This window comes from Martinezella sp. CNPSo 3959 (assembly GCF_057784355.1).
Genome location: NZ_JBXSOV010000001.1, coordinates 583,377 through 606,402, shown reverse-complemented (window position 1 = coordinate 606,402; position 23,026 = coordinate 583,377). Strand labels below are relative to the sequence as shown.

The window sequence follows — 23,026 nt, the reverse complement described above, 5'->3', positions numbered from 1 at the left end:
GCCAGGAGGCTAACATGCCAGTCGGCAATTATTCTGCCAATGTTCATTTCAACGGGCCGGATGAGCTCGTTATCGATGTAGGCGGCAAGCTTACGATCGTCACCGGTGCCCAGGTCACCGGTCTAGATTCGGTCGTTACTGCTGCCATCAAGAATAAAGCGCAGATCGCGGCTCTCACGCCGTCGTCCACTGCCGCAGACATCGTCGCAGCTCTTAAGGCCTAATCGATATGGCAGATCTTACGATTACCCCTGCAAATGTGGTCGCAGGCACCAATGCGGTGCGCGATATCGGCACGGCTGGCGAGACAATCGCGGCCGGCAAGGTCATCTATCTCGACACTGCTACAAATAAGTGGAAGCTGTCTGACAACAACGCCACTGGTACGCGCTCGGTTCATGGTATCGCGCTCAATGGCGCGTCACTCAATCAGCCAGTATCGATTGCCAAACCTGGCAGTGATGTCACGATCGGCGCTACACTTGTGCCCGGTCAGGACTATTGGCTGAGCGCGACGCCAGGCGGAATTTGTCCACGCGCCGATCTCAATACCGGAATGGACCCTATCCTGATCGGAATTGCCAAGAGCACAACCGTTCTTGCGATTGACGTGCAGGATTCGGGCGTCACGCTCTAAGATGTGGGTGCGCTTCAAAGAGCGCTTCTCCTGGCATGCCACGCCGGCCGTAACTATCGTTTTCAAGCCGGATGGCGGCCCGTTTAAGGATGGTCGCTATCAGGTGACCCGCGCCTGCGCGACGGCAGCCGGCGACAAGGCAGAGCGTTCCTCTAGGTCGAGTGAACCGCAGGAGGGTGACGATGGCAACCAAACCCGGCTCGGGATTGCTTCGGGAGAAGCTGAACTTTCAGCGTCGTGATACGATTGATGACGGCTATGGCAACGAGCAGTCCGGTGACTTCAATACGGTTTTCGCCGCCGCTGCCGAACTTGTACCGCTGAAGGGCAGTGAGCCTGTGCTTGCTGCCAGACTAACGGGTGTGCAGCCGTTCATCATCCGCATTCGCAGCTGCGTTGCCGCTCGCGAAATAGACACGTCCTGGCGGATCGTTGATGCGCGCAATCCGACGCGGATATTCAACATCACAGCTTCTGTCGATCCGAACAACAAAAATGCTTGGATCGAAATCATGGCAATGCAAGGAGTAGCCACGTGAGTTCTATCACGATGAATGGTGGCGTGCGCCAGTGGGTCAATGTCTGCGTGTTTGTCGGATGGCTGATCTATTATACCATACCGCTGCAGTCGTGGCGGGACCGCTTTGCTAATCGGCTCGCTCGCAACGTCTCAAAATATGGGACGTGGATGAGATAATGGCACTCAAGGTTCGTGTGCAGGGACGCGCACAGTTGACCAGAGATTTGCAGGCCATTGTGCCCAACGCGCTGAAATACGCAGCCGAAGCCAATCTGCAGATCGTCGAACAAGTGGCGGAAAAAATCAGTGCGGTTGCGCCTCGGGGGGCAACGCTGGAATACGCCGAAAGTATTGAGGGTGACTTCCTCAAGAACAAGCCTGATGCGAAAAGTTTCAGCGACAATCCCACGAAAGACCCTGATGCGGCCGGCTTGTTTGCGCCATTCATTTGGCGATGGCTCGAATTCGGCACGGCGCCGCACAATACCGCACCTGGCGGCGGCACAGTAAAGGGTCGATCTGATCATGCCCAAGGCAATGGTCATTTGCATCCCGGCACCGCGGCACAGCCGCATATCTGGCCGACATGGCGCGCGTTTCAGGCGACAGCAAACAGAATAAAGCGCAACGCCATCAACAAGGCATTCCGCCAAGCCTTCAAATAGGTGATCTATGGCCAGTGCCGATTTGGAATTGCAGGGCGCGATTGTTTCGCGCCTGAAGGCTGACGCTCCGCTCAAGGCGTTGCTATCTGGCCGTATTTACGATCAGCCTCCAACGCCTGTCACATATCCTTATTTCACCATAGGCGAGGCGCAGATTTTGCGCGACGACGTGACATGCCTGGAAGGCAGCCAGATTTTTCTAACCATGCATGCATGGTCGCGGAAGGCTGGATTTCCGGAGGTGAAAGGCATTGCTGATGCGGTTGTCGAAAGCCTTCATCTTGCGTCGCTTACACTTGCCACCAATCGTCTGATTTCGATCATGCACCGACAGACGCGAACGTTTCGTGATCCGGACGGCCTCACCAGCCATGCGGTCATTGAGTTCGTGACTCACACCGAAAAGCCGCTCGCATAGCGCCGGCCACCTCACCAACCACCACATTACCGGAGACCTGATATGGCAGATGGCCAGCAGCTAGGCCGCCTGTTGCTGATTAAGATCGGCGACGGCGCAGATCCTGAAGTATTTTCCAATCTCTGCGGTCTGAAGACCCGCAGCTTCAACATGTCGGCCACAGAAGTGGACACGACTATTCCGGATTGCACGAATCCTGGCAATCCTGTCCAGAAGACGAGCAGGCCGGGTATTTCGAGCCGCACTTTTACCGGTTCTGGCAATTTCGTGTCGAGCGCCGCCATGAAGGCATTCATGGGCCATGTTCGCGGCAGTTCTGCGTTCAATGCCCAGGTCATCGTACCTGGCGACGGCACTTACGAGGGCGAGTGGTTCGTTACTGACTTCTCCTTCAACGGCGATGTCGAGCCGAACCTTGAATTCAGCGCCACCTTTACGGCCGGCGATGTCCTGACCTTTACGCCGGAGGCATAATTCATGGCCAAAGAGGAGAAAAAGATCGCGGCTGGCGCCAAGGCAGCTGCCAAGCCGTTCCCGCTGCAGGTGAATGAGGCGAGGGGTGAAGCGCCTCTCTGGATCGGTGATGTCCCGCTCGTGCTGGCGGCCGAGATGGGCCGCCTTGCGGCGGTTTCCAGCCGTTTGCAGTGCAAGTCGCTCAATGATCTGTTCTTGCGCCTATCTGGTGTAGAAGCCGCTGCCACCTGGGCCGGCATTGAGCTCCTGACAGTCAAGGGTGATGTCATCAAGGCGCTTGAAGCACTGAAATTTCAGCATTTCTCTGCATGCGCCGTGGCGTTCTCCACCATCCTGGCTCACCATTTCGATGGTGATGAGGGAAACGCAGAAGCCGTCGACGAGGCGGCCTAGAAGATAAACGCGACGCCGACGAGGCGTTTCCATGGCGTCAATGGATGAGGATGGGCATTGGTGGTCTTGGCTGGCGTCCCGCCGATTTTTGGGGCGCCACCATGACGGAATTCTTCGAGGCCATCAACGGATACAACGAAGCGCAGGGCGGTGAATCAGAAGCAGCCGCTCCAACTCAGAACGAGATGGACTCGCTGCTGGCGAAGTACGGCTAGCGAAACCGCATATTCCAGCCCGCCTCCGTGCGGGCTTTTCCTTTTCTAGGACGTGCTGCATATGGCTGACAACGACAACAATCTAGTCTTTACCGTCAGCTCTGATATGAGCGCGGCGACGCGCGGGGTGAACAAATTCACCGCTGACATCGGCGCTGCCACAGACAAAGTATCAAAGAAGTTTGAGGCGCTTGGGCGTTCGATCGACAATGGCGTTTCCAGTTCCATGCAGCAGCGCATCAATTCCATGGTTGGAATTGGCACGAAGGCGGCAAACGACTGGACCGGTGCACTTGCTGATCAGGGCAAGGAGCTAGATCGACTTCGGGCGAAGTACAGCCCTCTTTTTTCGACTGTGAAGCGATATCAGGCCGCACAGTCCGAAATTCGCACGCTTTACCGCAGCGGAAAAATAAGCGTTGACGAATATACAGCGGCGTTGAGCCGTGAGCGACAAGCCTCACTGGCAAGTATTGCCGCCATCAAGGGCAGAGGCAAAGCCCAAAATGACAACAACATAGGTGGCGGAAGCACATATATTTTCCGGAATATAGCGCAGCAGGTTAACCAGATCGGTCAGCAAGGCGCCGCAACAGGCAATTATCTTCAGGCGCTCGCGATTCAGCTGCCGGACATTTTGGGGGCATTCGGCAGCCTGCCGTTGGTTTTGGCTGGTGGTGCAGCCGCAGTTGCTGGTTCGTTTCTTAGTATGGCGCTGGAAACGAAAAAGCTTGATGACATCCTTTCGGATCACGAGAAGATCATCAATCGCGTTGTAAGCGCCTACGGCGGACTCGCAGAGCAAGCCGCCAAGTCGCCGTCAGACAGCAAAAAGCTGATAGATGCGCTCGGCACCAAAAACCAGACTGCCCTTCGTCTTTCCGCTGCTTCCGAGGCAAACTCATTTTTCCAAAATCCCGCCGTTGGCAGGCTTGTTTCCGGTGGTAGATTTGGTGAGCGTGGCCAGGGCTACTATGCGATAAATCCACAGTTCCAGAAGGACTTGGCGAAACTTCGCGCCGAATATAAAGCCGGAAAGCCCGACTTTGACGCATTCTATGAGTCAATATCGAGGAAGGTGGAACTAGACCCATCACTCTCGGCCGCCGCGGTCAAGGTAATCGCTGAAAGCGAAAAATTCAAAGAAGCAACCGATGCGATGAAGCAATATCAGCGCATCCGCGATGCGCTGTTCAACGACCGAGGACAGAACGGCCGGCTGCTTTCGCAAGGTACGACCAACGCTGCTGATATGGGCAATTATGCTCTGTATCAGTCGCAGCAAGCCATCGCCATGCGACGATCAGCGCAGGCTTTCTACGCAAGGCTGGCAAGCGAAGGCGCCATTACGACGCAGCAGCGCGTCGCTGCCGCCAGAGGCGAGGCGGCCGCACAGTACAATCAGGACGAAAGCCCGCAGCAGCGATCGCAGCGCATCGATCAGGCTGGCATGGCGGCTTACATCGCCGCCAACCGAGAAATTGCGACAGCGGCCAGAGAGCGCAAGCTTTCGCTAGATGCTGCAATTCTAAGCCAGCAGCAAGATATTGATCTGGTTGGAAAGGTCGGCGCCTCAGCTGAGGCGCTTCGGCGCGAATATCAGCTCACCGCGGATCTTCGGTCGGAAGCCGCGAAGCGCGGCATTACCGACGAGAAGGAATTTCTCAAGGTCTATGCCGATCAGATCGCGCTCATCAAGCAAAACGCTGCGGAATACGGTCGGCTTGCAGAAGCCCGCGCCAGGGCACAGCTCGGTAGCGATCTATCTTTCCAGCGTGATCAGCTTGGACGGACGCCGGAGCAACGCAGCATAGCAGAGCAGCTAAAAGCCGCCGGCCTGCCGATTGATTTGACGTCGAAATCAGCGAAGGAAATCGCCGATACGAATCGTGCTCTTGCTGCTGAACGCATGCGTTTCGCGCAAGAAAGTGTTGACGCACAGGTCAGCGGAATCAACGCTCGCTCACCGGCACAACGCATCGCAGCGGCCCGCGCCGCCGCAGAGGCGCAGCACAATCAGGGTGAAACTGATCCTGAACGGGCGCAGCGCATCAACAATGCCGAATTGCTTGCTCGTGTTCAGATCGCCAAGGAATTGGCTGACGCGGATCGCGAACGCTCTCTGACACTCAGGAAACTGATTGAGGATCAGCAGCAAGATATTGCGATGATCGGTAAAACCGGTGGCGCGGCCGCCGCTGCGTCTCAGCAATATCAAATGATGTCCGCGTTGCGTGTCGAGGCTGTGAAACAGGGCATCACGAGCGAAGAAGAGTTCCAAAAGACGTTTGGCAAACAGATCGAGCTGATCAAAAATGCCACGACCAGTTACGGTCAGCTCGTCGATGCTCGGGCGAAGGCACAGCTCACGTTCGATCTAGCGCAGCGGGATCGCACGGCGGTTCTTTCGTCTCGTGATCAACAGATAGTCGAGATGCAGCGGCAGTATGGTATACCGGAAGATCCGAACAGCGATACCGGGCGCCAGATCGGCAAAAGCATTGATGCGCAGTCGAACCGCGACGCAGTCACCGGATTTCTTACGGAATTCAAGGACGGTCTTGTCAAGAACAGTGAGAGCATCGGTGAGGCTTTCGGCAATGCGCTAAAAAGCGCATTGATGAAGCAGGCTGACAAACTCTGGGAAAATCTCTTCAATCAGATCGCCGGGGCGCTTTTCCCTGGGGCTGGCAATCAGGGGACGACTGGCGGCATTGCTAGTGCAGGCATTGGTCTCGCTGGGAAAGTATTCGGTGGTGCCAATAACACCGGTACAACAAATCCGGTCATGGCCGGAAACATGTCCGCATTTGCTGGCGCGATTAAGTCGATCGAAAGTGGCGGCAATTACGGCGCATTGGGACCGCTCACCAAAAGTGGTGATCGTGCCTACGGTGCCTACCAGGTCATGGGCGCCAATATCCCTTCATGGACCAAAAGCGCGACTGGAGTTTCCATGTCGCCCGAGGCGTTCCTTGGCAGCAAGGATGCACAGGACGCTGTTTTCAACAAGTATTTCGGCTCCTCACTATCGAAATACGGAAACCCGCAAGACGCGGCCAGCGTCTGGTTCAGCGGTAGGCCTTTGGCAAAAGCTGGACTTGCCAGTGATGGGTTCAACACGACGCCAGAATACGTCACCAAGTTCAATAACGCTCTTGGCGATGCATCAAAAAATGTTGGGACCTTTGGATCTGGACTCGGCCAAATCGGCCAGCAACTCGCCGGTGTTGGCGGCGGTGGTTTATTTCCAGCTGCACCCGCAGCTTCTGGCGGCGGTGGGATATTTGGGTGGATCGGCAGCATTTTTGGTGGCGGCAAGGGCACGCAATGGAACCTCGCTGCTGCTGGGAAGCTAAAGCCGGGCCTATTCGCAGATGGCGGCTATACCGGCCCTGGTGGCAAGAACACGCCTGCGGGAATTGTTCACGCCGGTGAATATGTCGTGCCTAAGCATATTGTCGATAAGATCGGCGTACCTGCGCTTAGCACGATGATGAAGGGCTACGCCGAAGGCGGCCTCGTTACACCAGCCTTGGTATCTGCTCCCAGAGCTCCGGCTTTGTCAGCAAGACGCGGCACGGCCGCAAACAACAATACACCTGGCGTTCTTCAAGTCCATATCAGCGGCGCAAGCGGCGACGATCATGTCCGCACGCTTGTGAAGCAAGGCGTTGGCGAGGGGCTTTCTCAGTACAACACCCAACAGCGCCGTGGCGGCTTCGGCCGACTGCAGAACCAGTACGCAAACCAGAAGGCATGATGGATGGGAAGTCTTATCAACCAGCCCACATTGGCGCTGGATTTTTTGGCGTGCCCGAAAGCCATCTATGACGTGGTCGGCGCCGGTATCGACGGTGGCCGCAATAGCGTCGGTGAAAGCCAGAACATAGAAATGAGCGGAGGCGGCATCGTGACCGCCTCGCTCGAAGACTGCAAGATCGTCAGCCGGGAGCAGCTGCGCTATATCAACAAGCTGGGCGCGCGCCTAAATGGCGGTTTTCGCTACATTGTGGTGCCGATCCCAACTGACTGGTTTGGGCCATTCCCAACCGTTGGCAATTTGCCGACGCCAATCATGCGCGGCATTCCTCATTCTGATGGCTCGCTCTTCGCTGACGGCTCTGGCTATAGCCAGGCGACTGTTTGGGGCAAGTTTCTCGCCGATGCTGCACTGAATGCAGGGCAGGTTACCGTTCGCGTTTATGGTGCGACGCGCGATATCGATGGCGACTGGTTTTCAGTCCAACACGCCGCCAAAGGCTGGCGCGCCTATCGAGATTGGGAAACTTCGAAGATCGGAAGCGGAACGGAAACAGTCAGCGGCGCCAACGTCTCCTACAATGACTATCAATTGTCGATTCAGCCGCCTCTACGTCAGGCGGTGCCCGCCGGCACTCGCATGGAGTACGCCAGGCCGCGCTTCGTTGCGAAGTTCAAGATGGACTTCACTCTGCCTCTCACCATAGAGGCGTTCTTCGTGACCGAACAGACGATCCAATTTTCTGAGGCGTTCTAGCGCCTTTTCAACTCATTCATTCGCAAAGGCTCGCTCACGCGGGCCTTTTCAGTTTCTGGAGGCTCGATGGCCTGGATACCGGACTCTGTCATCGCGGCCATGCGAGGCAGCTATCAGCTAGGCATCTTCCTTCGTGTCGATACAGATCCCGCACTGCACATCTGGTTTGGCGTCAACGATATGCCTGCCAGAATGGACAGCATAGATCCGGATGGCACCGTCTACATGGGCGGTGGCCGCTTGATCGGTATTCCATCGCTCGAGGTTCTTGTGAACGGCACGGCCGACAGTGTGGATTTCACGCTGAGCGGCATTGATCCGGCGACAGCAACCAAGGCGATCGACAGCTTGCCGCCAGTGCGCGGCGCTGCCGTGCAAATCGGCATAATGACGCTCGATGATTACTACCAGCCGATGGGGCCGATCGTGCCGATATGGCGTGGCACGGCATCGCACGTCAGTGAGGCAAGTGAGGCTGTCGGCAGCGAGGATCAACCGTCGCTAACGCTAAGTCTTTCCGCTGTCACCGGCAGTGTGACGCGCTCGCGCGCCGTTCATTCACTTTGGTCTGACGCACAGCAGAAAGCGATCTCGCCGACTGACGACTTCTGCAAGCAGGTCCAGCGCCTTAGCCGCGGCATCGCGCCCGTTTGGCCGAACTACTGAGGCATCCATGAAATTGCGAGATTGGCTTGAGTTGCCGCACCGATTCAGGTGGGGCGGCCAAAGCGGCGACGACTGCCTAATGTTTTGCGCTTCGTGGGTCTGGCATGTAACCGGCCGAGATCCTGTCGAGAAGTTCCGCGGAACATACTCAACAGAAGACGAGGCGCGAGAAATCGTGTTGGCCCACGGCGGCATGATCGCGCTCGTTGATGCGGTTGCGACCCGCGCCGGACTGAACCGCACGGACAAGCCGCAGAGCGGCGACATCGGTATCATTCGTGCGCCTTCGTGGCTCGGAGGCAATCTCACCGAGATTGGAGCAATCAAATTCGGTCCTGTTTGGGCCTGCCTTGGTCCTGCCGGCGTAGTCGGCAAACCGGCCGAGTGCCTGGCTGCGTGGGCGGTGCCGCAATGAGCATGCACCACCAGCGCATGCTTGTGCGATACGGACTATCGAGCTCTACATCGCTTTACAGTCAGGTCGTCTTCGACCCGATCTTCACTCCTCTTTTCACGGCGATCCTCGGTACTGGCGGGTTTGCCATTGGTGCGACCACCATAACATATGCTTCGATTGCCTCTGCAGTTGCCGTCACGGCGCTAACAGTCGGCATTCAGGCGCTGATGGCGCCGAAGCCTCCAGACCCGGAGAGCGGCCGCGTCCCGAAGGTCCAGAGCACGCCTTTTCGCATCTGGTCGATCGGTCGCAATCGTCTCGCTGGCGCGTACATGCTTTGGGAGGCGAGCGGCGACTATCTCTACGCCGTGCAGGCGCTTGTTGGCCATCGCGTCAAGTCGATCAATCGCTATTGGCTGCATGATGACGAAGTCTTTCTCGACGCCAACGGGTACACAACGAATGACGACAACGGCCGGTACGGCAACAACGTTCGCCTGCTGACGCGTGTCGGCCTTCCGAGCGAGACAGCCTATGTGCCGCTCGTTGCGAAGCTAGCATCGGCAGGAGTTTGGACAAACAACCATCGCGGAGATCAGCAGGCATCCATCGCGATGATTGCCGAGTCTACCGCGGCAAAAAACCAAAATAAGCGCTTTCCATATGGTGCTCCGCAGGTATCTGCGGAGGTCGATGGCGCCCTTTGCTGGGATTTTCGCGATCCGGCGCAAAGCCCGACAGACCCCACCACTTGGACATGGACGCGCAATCCAGTCATTCAGCTTTGCTGGCACGAATGCTTCAATGAGTTCGGCAATCGCCGCGACTATCGATCGGCGATCCTTCCGGTCCTGGACATTTGGATGGAAGAGGCAGACATCTGCGACGAGGACATTCCTCGCGCCGCCGGTGGCACTGAAAAGCGATATGAGTGCTCTGGCTGGGACACCACGGAAAACGGTCCAAAGGTCGGCACGAACGCCATTCTAGCGGCTTGCGACGGCTGGATGTGCGAGCGGGGCGACGGTGCCTTGTTACTCACCGTTGGTAAGTTTCGCGAGAGCCGCGTCGAGACGCTCACTGACGCTGATCTGGTCGGGCATCAGATTCAATATGACGTGCTCTTCGAGGAGGAGTGCAACCGACTAGTCCCGAAATTCACCTACCCTGATACCGGCTATTCATCCTGCGATACCGATTTCTTCGAAGACACAGCAGCGCAGCTAACCGCCGGTCGTGTTTTGTCACAGGACGGTGACTATCGTTATTGCCAGCAATGGCGGCAGGCGAGGCGCCTTGGCATTCGCGACTGGCGACGGTTGCAGCAGAAGGTCAAGGGCACCGTCGATGTTCGCTTTTCCGGGCTCAACGCGATCTATAGCCGCTGGGTAAGGCTGGCAACTCCAATTCGCCTACCGCGGCTTGATGGGAAGGTTATCGAAAATCGCCGTTCAACACTCGCGATCACACGCGGCGGTTTCACGATGGAGATTATTCAGCATCCCGACAACATAGACGACTGGAACTCAGCGACAGACGAGGGGCAGCAGCCGCCGGTTCCCAATACGCTCGGCACGGCTGAGATCCCGCCTGGCATCATTAACACGGTAGAGGCAAAGGCAAACGGCGGCTCGGTCTATCTTCGGGTGCTGATCGTTGATCCAGAATCGGAAAGCCTTACGCCGGTCGTCTTCTATCGCTTGCGTGATACCGGCGGCGGATCTCCTGGCGCGTGGATCGAACAACAGTTCCCTGATGTGACGCCATCTGGCGGCTTTATCGAGCTCAACACGGGCGCCGTTCCTGTGGATGTCGATCTAGATGTGCAGGTAGGATACATTGGGTCCAACGGCTCATATGGCCCGCGGTCACCGACCGAAGAAGTGCATACCACAGCAGATCCAACGCCGCCGGGCCCCGTTATTGGAGCCACGGCAACCGGTGCAGTCGGGCAAGCAACATTCAATTGGACGGCGCCGAACAGCTCAAATTATGCTGGCGCGCGCCTCTATTGGAACACATCCAATAATTTCGCCACGGCAACGATTGTTAGCCCTCCCGAATATGGGGCTCCAAGCACTCCCGATAGCCGTATCGTGACTGGCATCAGTGCCGGTACGCGCTACGGATGGGTAGTTTCTATAAATCGATCCGGCATTGAGGGCACCTCAGTGCCCACTGGCGCCTTCACGGTCAGCTAACGCCCGCGTCAAGCGGGCTTTTTCTTAGGAAATTCAATGACGTTCTCCCCAAACGCCGAAACGGTCTATGCTGATGGTCCCTACACAGATCCATATGACCCGTCGAAGCCTGAAATTCGCGCGCTGCTGACGCAGTATGAAAACGCTATCGAAGCATATTCGTCGGGCGCAGGGTCAATTGCCAAGGATACACGTGCAAATCTTTATGCCGACGTCGCGCACGACTCAGACGTTACTGCCTGGGTCTATGCCGACGCAAACACTGCGAACAACGGTGTTTATCGGAAGATCGGCGCGTCTGGATCTGGATCGTGGTCTCTCATTCTACCGCTTCCGTACTCGTTCATCATAGCTACTGATTACGGTGCGGGCACCGCAAACGCTATAAAGGCGTCAACGACGGTACCAGTCTCGGAATCGGCTCTCATATGGTTTCAGATTTTCCGCACGAACGACGCGTCGCCGGTCACTATCTCGTTCAACGGCGGCGCACCTCTCACGATCAAGACCAACGCCGGCAATGATCCAGCGGCCGGTGGTCTAGCCCAGGGCATGATCCTTTTCGGCGTAAAAAGCGGCGCGACTTTCCGGCTTCTGAACGATCAAGTTTCTGCTGCGATCGTTGCAGCAGCTGAAGCGGCCCAGATGGCAGCTGAAGCTGCTCGCGATGCTGCTCTTAGTGCGGTCCCGAATGTCTTTGCTCTCACCCGCACGGCGCTAAAGGCCCTCAACACGGCGACAATCACCAGCGCCTTCCTTAAAGAAGCCGGTCGAGAAGGTCAGTTTGTTTGGCGATCTGGCGACTATAGCGCGAAGATCTCCGCGGATTCCGCCGAGGGCCTATTTATCAAAGCCAACGCGATTGCTTCCACCGCTGGCGCGTGGGTACGGGTCTATGACGGCGATGTCCAGGCAACATGGTTCGGCGCCAAAGCCGATGATGCGACCGATAATGCGTCGATACTAAATGTTGCCATTGCTTCCTGCATGGCGCTCGGCTTACGCGTCCTCAAGCTGCCGCCCGGCGTTCTGCGGTTCGGGTCGGCCATCAATTTCTCCAGCAGCTATTTTGCCATTCGGGGTGCAGGCATAGGCGCAACGACCCTACGCAGGACATTTGCGGACGGCACAGCGATCTATTGCGCTGTTGCGGCTCCAAACGCCATTCAGAGCATAGCGCTGTCAGATTTTTCAATGGATACGACGGTGCGCGTTACCAATGGCTCTATGATCTATGTGGAATCGGGCGTTGGGGTCTGGATCGATAACTTGAACATCGCCGGCGGCTTCTGGCAGATCGGCCTCGGCGGATGCTTTGATGTCCATCTGACAAATATCAGTGGCGTATTCGGCGAGACGAATGATACCGGGGAGGTCGGCCTTGTCGTCACCACTCGGAACGCATCGTATGGCGGCAATCATGGTGGAAACATCTTCGTTGATGGCTGCAGCTTCCGAACGGCATTCGGAAATGGCGGTGGCGGCGCCGGCGGCAGATACGGCATTGAGGTTGTCGCCGTCGATGGTCTGTTCGTTTCGAACTCGTATTTCGGCTATTTCAAGGTCTCGGCGGCGTACGTCTTTAACACGCTGGCGGGCGTATACGTTGCCGGAATCAAATTCAGCAACTGCTGGTTCGATTGCTACGAAGGTAATGGCGTTACTCTCGACGGCGGGGTTAGTTCGAATTTTTCCGATATTGAATTCGTTGGGTGTTCATTCCTTGGCGGGGCGAATGCCCAGTACAACTTCCGCAGCGCGGGAAATCCTTCCTCGGTACGATTGCAAGGGTGCCATTTCGCAGCTGTCAATGGCGACAATATTCGCATCGACACCACAGGACTTGGGTTCTGTGTCACGGGAAATACTCTTTTTGCCGCGGATATGGACAATACTTCCGGTGGCGACGGGATCGTCATCAACTCGGGGTCCGACTTCACCATCTGTGACAACGTGATAAATGGCAACAACACATCAGACAATGGTATTCGACTGCTGACCGGCACCCGCGCGGTTGTATCGAACAATAGAATTCGCAATTGTATCAATGGGATATCAATCGCCGCGGCGTTTAACTATTACTCGGTGATCGGGAATATTACAGTAGACAACTCCGGAACAGGAATCGCTGATTTGGGTGGCCCTAACAAGGCCGTTGCGAATAACGTCTAGCGTCGCAAACCGACGAGCCGTTAGCCGAAATGCAACTTATGTTTGATTAAGTCTGCCCTCGACAAAATGCGAGGGCAGCTGGTGAGAATTAGATCAGTAAAATTTAACAACCACCCTGTTCTAGGGGACCTCAACCTCGATTTTACCGATCCGGTATCACGTCAGGCCGCTGATAATGTGATAATTGCCGGAGAAAACGGCTGCGGCAAGACTGCCATTCTTCATTCGATATTGATGTTGATAAGCGGCGGGTCCGAGCGTAGCCAGGATCTAAATTACGAGGCGAGTTTGGAGCTCACCGGCGAAGATCGAAGAAGATTTGCCGATTATTTCGACGCACCAAACTTCAATCAAAAGGTAGTGACCGTGCGGTCCCCCGCATCTTGGTCTCCTGGCCAGGGAACGGTCGAGTTTGCTGCCGATACCGGCGAAACGATATCGCGAAAATTCCCCGATGGTAACGCACAAGCGCGAGGTAACTTGCATCCCTTTAGGGCGTTCTTTGATGAAGTCGGGATAGGGCAGGGGAATGTAGCCGTGTCGCAGGTTAGCGTTACAGAGTTAGACTCGAGGCCAATTCAGAGGAGCGGAGTGGCAGCGCTTGCGCAACAAATAGGCCAATTGCTGGTTGATGTAAGGCACGCCGATAATGAAGATGCGGCCGTCTGGGCCGAGAACAATCCAGATCAGCCTGTCCCACTTCACGTTCGCCGAAGGAGAATATCGCGCTTCGATGACGCTCTGAGCCAGATGCTATCTCATGTGCGTTTTCATTCTATCGAGCGCGTTATGGTCGACAATATCGTCCCCAGGTTTTACATCAAATTCAAAAAAAACGGCAAACTTATCGAGCTAAACGAGCTGAGCGCTGGTGAGAAACAAATCATACTGAGGAGCAGCTTCCTTCTTCAACATCAAGGCTCCTTGAGTGGCGCTATTGTGTTGGTCGATGAACCGGAACTGGGCTTGCACCCAAACTGGCAAGCACGAATTCTCGGCTTTTATCGAAAGCTGATTCCCGACGAAAAGCGTGAGACCACGCAATTTATTGTTGCGACGCATTCGCCGTTTGTCGTCCACGATGCCAAGGCTACGAAGGTGATCATTCTTCAGCGCAGTTTGGATACTGGGGCACTATCGGTGCTGGAAGAACCTTCATATCCCAGCACCGGGCAGGAACGCGTAGTTTCAGCATTTGATGTATCTCACATACTGCAAGCTTCGCAGAAAGATATCATTGTGCTTGTGGAGGGTGAGACTGATAAGCGAATCTTGGACATTGCTTGGCAAAAGATTCATCCGGGGCAGGTTTGCCCGTACGATTTTCGTAATGCGCTCAATTTTCACAACATAAGATCGTCGCTCAGCGAAAAAGAAACGTTCAAAAAAGATCCGTCAAAGAAGATCGTCGGGATATTTGATTTTGATAGTGCCTACGATGCCTGGAATGGCCTCTGGGATAAAAATACAGTCATTCAGGCTCAGGAAGCGGCTGGCCTTGTGAAAAAGCACCTGCAGTTCGCTGGTTGGGCAATATTGCTTCCAATTCCATCATTTCGAGAAACGCAAGCTGGTCAAAAATACGGCGGCAAGTCTGCGCTTTCTATTGAATTGCTTTTCCGCGAAGCCGAAGAATACCCGCACCTCACCACGATGAAAGAGGTTCTCGGTGGCGCGATGGTGCCTATGGTCAATGATGGCAAGAAAGTCGAATTCAGTAAACATGTTGCGAGCCTGCCACCGGAGAGCTTCGAGGCGTTTATCCCGTTATTTGATCGCCTAAAAGAGGTGCTGGATCACCAGATATAGCGGCATCAAGTCGTATGGCATAAGGCAACGAGGAGGCCCGTCACAGCGGGCCTCTTATTTTTTCAAGGACATCTCATGAAACCGAAACTCGTACCCAAGCCGGGGCGGGCGCTTTGGCGTGCCTATTCGATGTGGCCGGTCTACGTCGCCGGCGCCCTTGGCATCGTTCCATACATCGTACCATATCTCGACGGTGCCATTCCGCGATGGCTGTCGATCGCCATTCTCTTGCTCTCGCCTTTGGGGCGCATCATCGATCAAGGAGGCATTGATGCCGATTAACAGGGTTGTCGCGACGAAACGCGGCAAGGCTGCAATTGCCGCTGCAATCATTGCGGCTGCAGCTGCTGGCTGGCAGTCTCAGAAGGATACGACGCCCGAGGTTCTGCCTCCTGCGGTTATTTTGGCGACCGACGAGCTGATATTGCCTTGGGAAGGTATGGTGCTGTCCGCGCACTGGGATCGCTTCGCCAAGATCTACGATATCTGCGCCGGCATCACCACTATCAACGGCAAGCCCGTGATTGCCGATATGCGGTTCACGAAGGCTGAATGCATGCAGATGACGCGTGAGCAGATCTTCCATGACTACTATCTTCCGCTGGTCAAACAGATTCCTGGCTTCGCCAATTTCCCCGTAGGCGTTCAGGCGGCAATGATTTCAGGCGCCTATAACTTCGGCGTCGGCTCAGTCAAGAGTGGAAAAGGCATGGCCGGGTCTACAGCGGCCCGGTGGCATATGGCGGGTCAGTATCGCAAGGGCTGCGAGGCCCAGACGGCATTCAATAAGGCTGGTGGCGTTATTGTTGACGGACTGGTTAAGCGCCGCGAGATGGGCGACGCCCAGCGGGCCGGCGAGGCAGAGGTTTGTGTATCGGGGCTGCCGGCATGATGGCTTTCCTGAGCACAAGCCTTGGCCGTTGTGTCGCTGGCACGCTGGCTGCCGTCTTGGTCGTTATAGGCGTTTACGCCGTCGCCGATCACCGCGGCTATCAGCGAGCCGAAACGGCCTATACCGCTAAGATCGAGCAGATGAAGGCTGATGCGGCCACGGCGCGCGCCAATGAGATCGAGCGCCAGAATGCAGCCAATAACGCCGCAAAACAAGCCGAAGCTCAGCGCATCGCTCAGATGCAGGCCGACGCCGACGCACTTCAAACCCAAATAGAGGAGCTCCAGCGTGAAGCTCATCAAGATCCTGACGCTGGCAAGCCTGCTCTTGGCGCTTCCAGCGTGCGCCGCATCAACAAGATACGTTAGCCAGCCTCCGGCGCCGCAATTGGCGAAGCCAGACTCTGCACTGACAAAGGACTGCGACGCGCCAGTCAACATTGGCGAAAAGGCGCTGACTCAGGAGCAGACAGAAAACCTATGGATACCGGATCGCAAGGCGCTGATCGAGTGTCGGCGCCGACACGCTGCGCTGCGTGATTTCTATGCTGACCGCGACAGCAGACTGGAAGGCAAGAAGTGACAGCAGAGTGGCTTGCCTACGTTGGTCCGATTGTCGCCCTGTTGGGCCTTGTTCTGACGATATGGTGGAAGGTCGAAAGCAAGATTGAGGCCGCGAAAAAGAAGGCTGAAGGTGTCGAACGCGAACTCGCCGCTCACAAGCTTCACACCGCAGAAACCTACATCACCAAGCAGGGCCTCCGCGAGACCACTGAGCAAATCATGGGCGCGATCAGCGGCGTGAAGACCGCCGTCGAGAATATGACCTTGCGCGTCGATCGCATCGTAGAAAATCAAAACAAGGCGCCGCGCACGACGCGCGCCGGATAGGACGGCTCGTGCCTGATAGACCACGTTACGATACCTACCTGACGAAGGGCGACTGCTTCGATCTTTCCTTGATCTATAAGGCCAACGGCTCAGTTGTCGACCTCACCGGATACGCAGCCCAGATGGCCATTGCCTGGTCATACGAACGCGGCCCGGCGAAGGTAATTACGAATGGCTCGCTGATCCTAAGTGGGACAATAGTTATTGCTGATGGGAAAATATCATTCCACGCGACCTCGGCTCAAACTGCCGCATTCCCAAAGATTTCGAGTGCTGAATACCAAGTGAGAATCACAGATCCTGGTGGGTGTATTACCACAATTCTTCACGGCAATCTAAGTATCTTCAGAAGTGACTTCGAGGTAGCATAATGTCTGACGTCGATGTCACTATTGTCGCCAAAGAGCGCATCGTTGTAGTTGAGGCTGTTGAAAACCTCATCGAGGTCGCGCTGCCTGGCCCGCAAGGCCCGGCTGGTCCTCAAGGTGATCCAGGGCCGCCCGGACCAAGCGGAGCATCCTCTTGGTCTGATATTACCAATAAACCATCCACGCTTGCCGGCTATGGCATTACGGACGCCGCAACGGCAGCGCAGGGCGCCAAAGCCGACAGCGCCTTGCAGTCTGGTGCATCAAGCGACCTGATAGCAGAAGGCGGAAGCCATCTGTTTTTTAGTGCGTCACGCGTTCTCAGTGCTGTATTGGCTGGCCTATCTACTGCCACGAATGCCGCTATAACCGCGTCAGATACCGTTTTGTCTGCGTTCGGAAAATTGCAGGCCCAGATAAATGGGCTTGCGTCAAGCAAGCTCGACACGACGGCAACCGCTGCGGCAGCAACGAAGCTGGTGACGGCAAGAACAATCAATGGCGTTTCGTTCGACGGCACCGCAAACATTACCGTTGCGGACGGCACCAAAGAGCCTGCGATCGCGGCTGGAACAACGGCTCAATATTGGCGTGGTGATAAATCATGGCAGGACTTGGCGACTTCTGTGCGAGCGACCGTTCTGACCGGATTGTCTACGGCGACTGGTACGGCTATCGCCGCAACCGATAGCGTGCTCTCCGCGCTTGGAAAGCTGCAAGCTCAAGTGTCCTCGTTGTCGACAAGTAAGCTTGATGTTTCTGCAACTGCGGCCGCCGCCACGAAGTTAGCTACTGCCAGAACTATCAATGGTATAGCCTTCGACGGCACCGCTAACATCACCGTCTCCGACAGTTCGAAGGAACCTTCCATCTCAAGTGGCACGACCGCACAATTTTGGCGCGGTGACAAAACTTGGCAGGATTTCGCTACCGTCACTCGAGCAGTTGCGTTGACGGGGTTAAGCACGGCCACGAATGCTGCCATCGCTGCCACCGATTCAATTCTAGTAGGATTCGGCAAGCTCCAGGCTCAGATAAATGGCTTGGCGCCGACGAACTCTCCTGCATTAACTGGCACGCCTACCGCCCCGACGCCCGCATCTACCGACAGCGGGACGACTATCGCGACCACAGCGTTCGTCAAAAGTATGTATCCATCAGCTGCTGTCGTGCCGGCGAGTGGGTTCACCTTGGGTGCATTACCGGATGCGGGTCGAGCAAAAAAGACAGGCCCGATTGTTCATCTGGATGGTTGGTTGTTAAAGACCGGCGGCGGCGCCATGGCTGCAAATACGAAAATTGGCAATGTTCCTACAGGATATGCCCCACTTGGCGATCTTCTGTGCACCTTGTTGGTTAGCGATGGCGCCGGAAGCTATCAACTGATCGCCGCTGGCGTAACTCCAGCCACGGACTCGGACCCTGGAAAGATCTTCACGACGCAGGCCGCGACGGTGTCATCGGTTATTAGCCTGCAAAATATAAACTACGACACAAATTTCACCTGATGCTGGAGGAGCGGCCATCAATTTCGCTGTATCAGGGGGGGCGATCGATTGGCTTTTCTGGCCGCTGCGAAATCCGTATTCGTCATCACCAGCATTCCATCTTCGACTGGCTGACGGGACATTTGCAAGCTTGTCGGGATTCGCGTTCTTACCTGATTAAGCCCAAGGCCCCCTATCCTAGAATGGATAGGGGGCCTTTTGTTTTCTTACCGTTGCAGATCAACGCCCGAGCCATAACTCCGTTAGACACTTCATCCAATTCAACGGACTAAGAAAGGCAGCTAGCTCACATGATCCGCAGAGTACAATGTATTATCCGCGATCTTTGCTGATTTAAAGCGTAGTCTTCGCGTAGAGCAACCATCGCAATTCCCGCAATGATATACGCCTCCCCAATAACACGACCACGTAAATATATCCTTGTCGAATTTGTTTACAGTTTTTAGAGCGTCGGCATTATTTTTCTTGATCAGAGGGATCTCTATACTGAATTTCTTGTTGCCTGTATTGAATTTTATCACCTCTTCGCACGCTTTTATTCCCTCCACGAGGTTTGGTACTCGATTTATATCGTCCCCCGTGACTGCATAATATAGCTGCTTAGCTCCAATATTCGCGGCGAACATTCCGCTCTCCACGACCATTTTCATTGAATCCCAACAGTTGTGAGTATCGGGGTTTACGTCGTTCGGAGGCCCTTCAGTAAAGAGAATATGCGGAGGATCAACGACCGGTGAGTACAATCGGGCCGTCCCCCGCAAATCTGCGACATCAATTGGCACATGGTATTTTATCGATAACTTGTTTACGGCCGCCAGTTGTCTCATGGCACATCGTTGGCCGGCATCGATAAAGATGCCTCTGAATTTCGTGCCACCATTGAGTAAGTTGAGAGCAACTGCCGTAGAATCTATTCCACCAGAAAGTGCTATTACAGAGAATTCGACGCTATCCATTTCAATATCCTCCCAAATATTGGCAGGTCATCATAACGAAAGTTATTAAAACGGCAAGTTGAGTGAAGAATTTTACTTTTCGCCCTTAAGTCTATGATTAACGTCAACTATTCTTAAGAATAGCAATTCACGACCCAGGCAATAATGCCGATTTCGTTGACTCGGTTCGGGGCGAAGATCTTAAAAAGGAGATCGACAAAGAGCGGTGTCTGACTCTTTTCGATTCTGGTTGGCATCCGGCATTTTTTTGCTTCTATTCGAGGTCTACTTCTGTCAAAGTTTTATGTCTTTCCATACGGGTTTGCGGATGATCCTGATCTCGGTAAGCCGGCGCACGTTCATGCCGACACGGTCAGCCGCCGGCGGCCTAACAAGGTCGGCAGTTAAGTAGTCTTTCCTCTTGCACTTCTCGCATCGGAACTGCCTTGCGATCTGCCGAACCGAAATGTTCCCGCATAACTGCAGGATATCAACGGGCTCATAGAACCGCTTAACCTGGCAAAATGCACACTCAATTTTGACGAAGTGGGAGCCATCCGCGTAATTGCGTAGCGTTGGCGCCGAAAGCACGTCCATTCGGCTCGGGGCCTTCTCGGGCATCTGTCATGCTTGCGCTTGGAAATATTGCACCCAGGCGGGATGAGTTTCTATCCCGTCGACAATGAGCCCGATTGTCGTCTCAAGTTTTTCGCCGATATCGTACCAGTTTGGCCCGAGATTGAGTTCAGTTCGATCGATCGGAATGCTGATGAGCGTGCAGATCTTGCCGGCTTTTTCATCCAGCGCAAACTGCAGGTCCGCAAAATATCCAGATGGGAGAGCAGTGTTGACGTTCACCCGCTTGAAAAGCAGATCAGATCGCTCTTCAAGCGCTTTGGCAAGCTGATACTCAATTTTCTCTGCCGGCAGATCGAACGGTCCTTCCCACCAAAAGGTATATGGCGGCAGATCGTCATCTTCCTCGTGATCATAGTCGTAGGCGCCGATTTGCTCGAGCGTGCAGCGGGCATCCTTGATGATGGCGAGAAATGCCTCTGACTTTCCAATGCCGCCGTCGTGCCGGCGCTCATCAAAAACATCCTGGCTGACAAATGCGACGAGCTTCTTAAACACGTCCGCGTCGTGGCGCGTGATTGTGTGATGGTTCGGTTGCATGGCGCACGTCTCCGTTCCGCCGAGGTGGCGGTTCCTTTCAGCAAATTTTGTGTAAACCCAGGCCCTCAGCCTCGTTTGTTCTCAAAATGTTCTCATTTTAGAGAAGAGTCAAGTCTGGCCAAACTCGCTAGAAAGAGCCCTTGCTAGTGCAACTGAGGGTGTGCGAGAAAAAGCTGACAATTGCGCGGCGGGGCAATGAATGGATGGAGAAACAAAAGCGAGAGTGGTTCGATGGCCCACCAGGCTCGCAGGCATCTTTGTACTGATCTGGATGTTCCTCAGCCTTGTGTCTGTGTTTTCACGATTTTTTGGATATGGCTATCTGCCGTCAACAAGCTTTCTGAACGAAACGACCTCGTTGCGCATAACTCTCGGCTTGATAGGGGCGGTATTTGTTACAATTACTTCCATCAAGGGAATCGATATTGAGAAGGGCGAATTGAGAAAGATTCTGGCCGTCCTACTATCCCCATTCCTAGGATATTTTTTTGGAAGCGCGCCAGCCACAGTTGGTGTACCGATGCTGGTGGCGGCGATTGCGGGACATCATGTCGAGCTCATCTATCAGGTGTCGAAAGCGGACGGATCGCCGGATAAAGGCTGCCGATCGCCGATCGACATAGAAGATTTGCCGTTTGCGTTTAACAGGCTTTGCAATGTTCCAGGCGATCTAAAAATAGGTCTCGGACGGGGCACACGGATAGTGGTAGAGGGCCGAGGTACAAGCCTTGGCGTTTATGCGACGGCATTCCATCGAGTGAAGCCATGAAACTTCTTGTAGCCCTGATTACAATTCTCTTTGTCACCAATCCAGCGCTATCGTCCCAAGCCGTCACGGCACAGATCTCCGTCTGCTTCACGCCGGGCGAACAGTGCGAGGGCAAGATCATCGACGCGATCGACCGAGCCCGATCATCCATCCGCGTTCAGGCTTACGGCTTCACATCGCTCCCGATCATCCACGCGTTGCAGCGAGCCGCGGGCAGGGGCGTCGAAGTCCTCGCGATCCTCGACAAGACGAATGAGCGGAAATATTCGGCTGCTACATTGCTCGAGGCAGCCGGCGTTCCGGTATGGATCGACTTCGAGCCGGTGATCGCGCATAACAAGATTATCGTGATCGACGGTCATCTCACCATCGGCGGCTCATACAATTACACTGCCGCAGCGCAGAAGCGGAATGCGGAAAACGTGACCTTCACAGAGAGCCAGGCGATCGCGCGTCAGTTCACAGCAAATTGGGATAGTCGGCTGAAAGTGTCGAGGGCATTTGAGGGTGCAGCGAACTAGGACGTTTTTGGCTAAGGCTGGGTGGACGTCCTATAGCGTGATGCCGGTCCGCTCTTCGAATTGCTTTTTAATGAAGCCCTTTGCGATGTCGACCAAGAGATCAACAGTGAATCCTTTTGCCGCAAGAGCTCCTTCCTTCGTTTGTTTCCAGATTTCTTCGTCTCGCACGCTGTCTAGAAAATCGTGACCATCCCAAGTAATTTTTTTATAACCAACGCGGTGTCCGCCATCCTGAGCATCGACGAAACCAGCATCGATTAGCAGCGCAAAATGGCCGATTATCTGCTCTGCCGAATATCCATCTATTCGAAGCTCCTTTTCGTTCCCATACATATCCGAAAATGCGCCTGGCCGTATTTCGATTGCTTCAAGCTTGAGGAGCAGGGCACGTATCAAATCCATATCGCGTTTCATTGCTTAACCCTTGGGTGTGGGAGGAAATTTGCCAGGACCCATTACTGGTTTCCCCGTCAACGGCGAATACTTCGGCTGGCGAACCGGCTTTGCCGATGTGGTACCTTGCGAAGGCACCGGCACTCGGCGCCAACCATTCATCGTCATGCACTGTTGGACGAATTGATCAGCTCGAATGGCGTTCCCGATCGCGTTACCCAATTGCGCGCCCGCTACGTAGCTAGTGCTGCCCCAAGCAACCACGCCCTGCTGGGTGCTTGATGACAGCATTTGACACTGTGCCTGAGTCATTTCCATGTTCGGTGGATTGGGAATGATCGGTTCATATGTATAATTTGTTGCGCACGATGAAAGGCCAGCGGCCGTGGCCGCTGCCAGCATATATTTGAATCTCATAATGTTTTTCCCTCAATGCCCGTTGCGAATAATGCACGCAGAGCTAGAATGGTCAACATTCGGATTCGCGT

At 55.0% G+C, this 23,026-nt stretch carries 25 protein-coding genes and 1 pseudogene; 23 read left to right on the top strand and 3 right to left on the bottom strand.

What is annotated here, in order from left to right; translation table 11 throughout:
- The first annotated feature begins 14 nt into the window (after positions 1-14).
- The 21 genes and pseudogenes from AC13RE_RS03100 (at position 15) to AC13RE_RS03000 (ending at position 18,744) form a co-directional block, all read left to right on the top strand.
- A complete protein-coding gene (locus AC13RE_RS03100; RefSeq protein WP_488561920.1) occupies positions 15-224 on the top strand; it encodes a hypothetical protein in 210 nt (69 codons plus the stop codon).
- Between the two features lie 5 nt (positions 225-229).
- The gene (locus tag AC13RE_RS03095) at positions 230-637 is read left to right on the top strand and encodes a hypothetical protein (RefSeq protein WP_488561919.1); all 408 of its coding nucleotides are present in this window, start codon (positions 230-232) and stop codon (positions 635-637) included.
- Positions 638-819: 182 nt separating this feature from the next.
- A complete protein-coding gene (locus AC13RE_RS03090; protein ID WP_488562532.1) occupies positions 820-1,176 on the top strand; it encodes a head-tail adaptor protein in 357 nt (118 codons plus the stop codon).
- A 157-nt stretch (positions 1,177-1,333) separates the two neighbouring features.
- Positions 1,334-1,822 (top strand): HK97 gp10 family phage protein, encoded by a 489-nt coding sequence (locus AC13RE_RS03085; protein ID WP_488561918.1) that lies wholly within the window; start codon positions 1,334-1,336, stop codon positions 1,820-1,822.
- A 7-nt stretch (positions 1,823-1,829) separates the two neighbouring features.
- The gene (locus AC13RE_RS03080; protein ID WP_488561917.1) at positions 1,830-2,240 is read left to right on the top strand and encodes a DUF3168 domain-containing protein; all 411 of its coding nucleotides are present in this window, start codon (positions 1,830-1,832) and stop codon (positions 2,238-2,240) included.
- Between the two features lie 42 nt (positions 2,241-2,282).
- Positions 2,283-2,714: a phage tail tube protein gene (locus AC13RE_RS03075; protein WP_488561916.1), complete on the top strand. Its 432-nt coding sequence runs from the start codon at positions 2,283-2,285 to the stop codon at positions 2,712-2,714.
- Between the two features lie 3 nt (positions 2,715-2,717).
- Complete coding sequence (locus AC13RE_RS03070) at positions 2,718-3,107, top strand: hypothetical protein (protein ID WP_488561915.1); 390 nt, start codon at positions 2,718-2,720, stop codon at positions 3,105-3,107.
- A 38-nt stretch (positions 3,108-3,145) separates the two neighbouring features.
- A pseudogene (locus tag AC13RE_RS03065) lies at positions 3,146-3,322 on the top strand (phage tail assembly chaperone); the annotation flags it as partial.
- A 61-nt stretch (positions 3,323-3,383) separates the two neighbouring features.
- A complete protein-coding gene (locus AC13RE_RS03060) occupies positions 3,384-7,085 on the top strand; it encodes a hypothetical protein (protein WP_488561914.1) in 3,702 nt (1,233 codons plus the stop codon).
- Between the two features lie 3 nt (positions 7,086-7,088).
- Entirely contained in the window at positions 7,089-7,841 is a 753-nt protein-coding gene (locus AC13RE_RS03055; protein ID WP_488561913.1) for a hypothetical protein, read from the top strand.
- A 66-nt stretch (positions 7,842-7,907) separates the two neighbouring features.
- Positions 7,908-8,507 (top strand): hypothetical protein, encoded by a 600-nt coding sequence (locus AC13RE_RS03050; protein ID WP_488561912.1) that lies wholly within the window; start codon positions 7,908-7,910, stop codon positions 8,505-8,507.
- 7 nt (positions 8,508-8,514) lie between these two features.
- Positions 8,515-8,922 carry a DUF6950 family protein gene (locus tag AC13RE_RS03045; RefSeq protein ID WP_488561911.1) on the top strand — a complete coding sequence of 136 codons (408 nt, stop codon included), beginning with the start codon at positions 8,515-8,517 and terminating at the stop codon, positions 8,920-8,922.
- Complete coding sequence (locus AC13RE_RS03040; protein WP_488561910.1) at positions 8,919-11,105, top strand: phage tail protein; 2,187 nt, start codon at positions 8,919-8,921, stop codon at positions 11,103-11,105. Before AC13RE_RS03045 ends, AC13RE_RS03040 begins: the two co-directional genes overlap by 4 nt.
- Positions 11,106-11,141: 36 nt before the next feature.
- A complete protein-coding gene (locus AC13RE_RS03035; RefSeq protein WP_488561909.1) occupies positions 11,142-13,277 on the top strand; it encodes a right-handed parallel beta-helix repeat-containing protein in 2,136 nt (711 codons plus the stop codon).
- 81 nt (positions 13,278-13,358) lie between these two features.
- Complete coding sequence (locus AC13RE_RS03030) at positions 13,359-15,086, top strand: AAA family ATPase (protein WP_488561908.1); 1,728 nt, start codon at positions 13,359-13,361, stop codon at positions 15,084-15,086.
- 75 nt (positions 15,087-15,161) lie between these two features.
- Entirely contained in the window at positions 15,162-15,368 is a 207-nt protein-coding gene (locus AC13RE_RS03025) for a DUF7940 domain-containing protein (protein ID WP_488561907.1), read from the top strand.
- Positions 15,358-15,978, top strand: coding sequence for a lysozyme (locus tag AC13RE_RS03020; RefSeq protein WP_488561906.1), 621 nt, complete (start codon positions 15,358-15,360; stop codon positions 15,976-15,978). Before AC13RE_RS03025 ends, AC13RE_RS03020 begins: the two co-directional genes overlap by 11 nt.
- A complete protein-coding gene (locus AC13RE_RS03015) occupies positions 15,975-16,346 on the top strand; it encodes a hypothetical protein (protein WP_488561905.1) in 372 nt (123 codons plus the stop codon). The genes AC13RE_RS03020 and AC13RE_RS03015 overlap by 4 nt, the downstream gene beginning before the upstream one ends.
- Positions 16,267-16,560 carry a dehydrogenase gene (locus tag AC13RE_RS03010; RefSeq protein WP_488561904.1) on the top strand — a complete coding sequence of 98 codons (294 nt, stop codon included), beginning with the start codon at positions 16,267-16,269 and terminating at the stop codon, positions 16,558-16,560. Before AC13RE_RS03015 ends, AC13RE_RS03010 begins: the two co-directional genes overlap by 80 nt.
- Complete coding sequence (locus AC13RE_RS03005; protein ID WP_488561903.1) at positions 16,557-16,868, top strand: hypothetical protein; 312 nt, start codon at positions 16,557-16,559, stop codon at positions 16,866-16,868. The genes AC13RE_RS03010 and AC13RE_RS03005 overlap by 4 nt, the downstream gene beginning before the upstream one ends.
- A 370-nt stretch (positions 16,869-17,238) precedes the next feature.
- Positions 17,239-18,744: a hypothetical protein gene (locus tag AC13RE_RS03000; protein WP_488561902.1), complete on the top strand. Its 1,506-nt coding sequence runs from the start codon at positions 17,239-17,241 to the stop codon at positions 18,742-18,744.
- Positions 18,745-19,025: 281 nt separating this feature from the next.
- On the opposite strand, the gene AC13RE_RS02995 is transcribed toward AC13RE_RS03000, so the two are convergent.
- Entirely contained in the window at positions 19,026-19,700 is a 675-nt protein-coding gene (locus AC13RE_RS02995) for a 7-cyano-7-deazaguanine synthase (RefSeq protein WP_488561901.1), read from the bottom strand.
- 603 nt (positions 19,701-20,303) lie between these two features.
- On the bottom strand, positions 20,304-20,855 hold the full coding sequence (locus AC13RE_RS02990) for a hypothetical protein (protein WP_488561900.1): 552 nt from the start codon (positions 20,853-20,855) through the stop codon (positions 20,304-20,306).
- 199 nt (positions 20,856-21,054) lie between these two features.
- Here AC13RE_RS02990 and AC13RE_RS02985 point away from each other — a divergent pair, with 199 nt between their 5' ends.
- Both AC13RE_RS02985 and AC13RE_RS02980 read left to right on the top strand, forming a co-directional pair.
- Positions 21,055-21,624, top strand: a complete 570-nt coding sequence (locus AC13RE_RS02985) for a hypothetical protein (RefSeq protein ID WP_488561899.1) — start codon at positions 21,055-21,057, stop codon at positions 21,622-21,624.
- The gene (locus AC13RE_RS02980; RefSeq protein WP_488561898.1) at positions 21,621-22,145 is read left to right on the top strand and encodes a phospholipase D family nuclease; all 525 of its coding nucleotides are present in this window, start codon (positions 21,621-21,623) and stop codon (positions 22,143-22,145) included. Before AC13RE_RS02985 ends, AC13RE_RS02980 begins: the two co-directional genes overlap by 4 nt.
- 30 nt (positions 22,146-22,175) lie before the next feature.
- On the opposite strand, the gene AC13RE_RS02975 is transcribed toward AC13RE_RS02980, so the two are convergent.
- A complete protein-coding gene (locus AC13RE_RS02975) occupies positions 22,176-22,559 on the bottom strand; it encodes a DUF2513 domain-containing protein (protein WP_488561897.1) in 384 nt (127 codons plus the stop codon).
- Positions 22,560-23,026: the final 467 nt, after the last annotated feature.

What these genes read in the sequence shown, in the direction of transcription:
- AC13RE_RS02980 (WP_488561898.1), top strand. Translation starts at nt 21,621, where the DNA reads ATGAAACTTCTTGTAGCCCTGATTACAATTCTCTTTGTCACCAATCCA.
- AC13RE_RS03055 (WP_488561913.1), top strand. Translation starts at nt 7,089, where the DNA reads ATGGGAAGTCTTATCAACCAGCCCACATTGGCGCTGGATTTTTTGGCG.
- AC13RE_RS03025 (WP_488561907.1), top strand. Translation starts at nt 15,162, where the DNA reads ATGAAACCGAAACTCGTACCCAAGCCGGGGCGGGCGCTTTGGCGTGCC.
- AC13RE_RS03100 (WP_488561920.1), top strand. Translation starts at nt 15, where the DNA reads ATGCCAGTCGGCAATTATTCTGCCAATGTTCATTTCAACGGGCCGGAT.
- AC13RE_RS03060 (WP_488561914.1), top strand. Translation starts at nt 3,384, where the DNA reads ATGGCTGACAACGACAACAATCTAGTCTTTACCGTCAGCTCTGATATG.
- AC13RE_RS03000 (WP_488561902.1), top strand. Translation starts at nt 17,239, where the DNA reads ATGTCTGACGTCGATGTCACTATTGTCGCCAAAGAGCGCATCGTTGTA.
- AC13RE_RS03085 (WP_488561918.1), top strand. Translation starts at nt 1,334, where the DNA reads ATGGCACTCAAGGTTCGTGTGCAGGGACGCGCACAGTTGACCAGAGAT.
- AC13RE_RS02995 (WP_488561901.1), bottom strand. Translation starts at nt 19,700, where the DNA reads ATGGATAGCGTCGAATTCTCTGTAATAGCACTTTCTGGTGGAATAGAT.
- AC13RE_RS02975 (WP_488561897.1), bottom strand. Translation starts at nt 22,559, where the DNA reads ATGAAACGCGATATGGATTTGATACGTGCCCTGCTCCTCAAGCTTGAA.
- AC13RE_RS03035 (WP_488561909.1), top strand. Translation starts at nt 11,142, where the DNA reads ATGACGTTCTCCCCAAACGCCGAAACGGTCTATGCTGATGGTCCCTAC.
- AC13RE_RS03090 (WP_488562532.1), top strand. Translation starts at nt 820, where the DNA reads ATGGCAACCAAACCCGGCTCGGGATTGCTTCGGGAGAAGCTGAACTTT.
- AC13RE_RS02985 (WP_488561899.1), top strand. Translation starts at nt 21,055, where the DNA reads ATGGATGGAGAAACAAAAGCGAGAGTGGTTCGATGGCCCACCAGGCTC.
- AC13RE_RS03050 (WP_488561912.1), top strand. Translation starts at nt 7,908, where the DNA reads ATGGCCTGGATACCGGACTCTGTCATCGCGGCCATGCGAGGCAGCTAT.
- AC13RE_RS03075 (WP_488561916.1), top strand. Translation starts at nt 2,283, where the DNA reads ATGGCAGATGGCCAGCAGCTAGGCCGCCTGTTGCTGATTAAGATCGGC.
- AC13RE_RS03040 (WP_488561910.1), top strand. Translation starts at nt 8,919, where the DNA reads ATGAGCATGCACCACCAGCGCATGCTTGTGCGATACGGACTATCGAGC.
- AC13RE_RS03095 (WP_488561919.1), top strand. Translation starts at nt 230, where the DNA reads ATGGCAGATCTTACGATTACCCCTGCAAATGTGGTCGCAGGCACCAAT.
- AC13RE_RS03070 (WP_488561915.1), top strand. Translation starts at nt 2,718, where the DNA reads ATGGCCAAAGAGGAGAAAAAGATCGCGGCTGGCGCCAAGGCAGCTGCC.
- AC13RE_RS03045 (WP_488561911.1), top strand. Translation starts at nt 8,515, where the DNA reads ATGAAATTGCGAGATTGGCTTGAGTTGCCGCACCGATTCAGGTGGGGC.
- AC13RE_RS03015 (WP_488561905.1), top strand. Translation starts at nt 15,975, where the DNA reads ATGATGGCTTTCCTGAGCACAAGCCTTGGCCGTTGTGTCGCTGGCACG.
- AC13RE_RS03080 (WP_488561917.1), top strand. Translation starts at nt 1,830, where the DNA reads ATGGCCAGTGCCGATTTGGAATTGCAGGGCGCGATTGTTTCGCGCCTG.
- AC13RE_RS03020 (WP_488561906.1), top strand. Translation starts at nt 15,358, where the DNA reads ATGCCGATTAACAGGGTTGTCGCGACGAAACGCGGCAAGGCTGCAATT.
- AC13RE_RS02990 (WP_488561900.1), bottom strand. Translation starts at nt 20,855, where the DNA reads ATGCAACCGAACCATCACACAATCACGCGCCACGACGCGGACGTGTTT.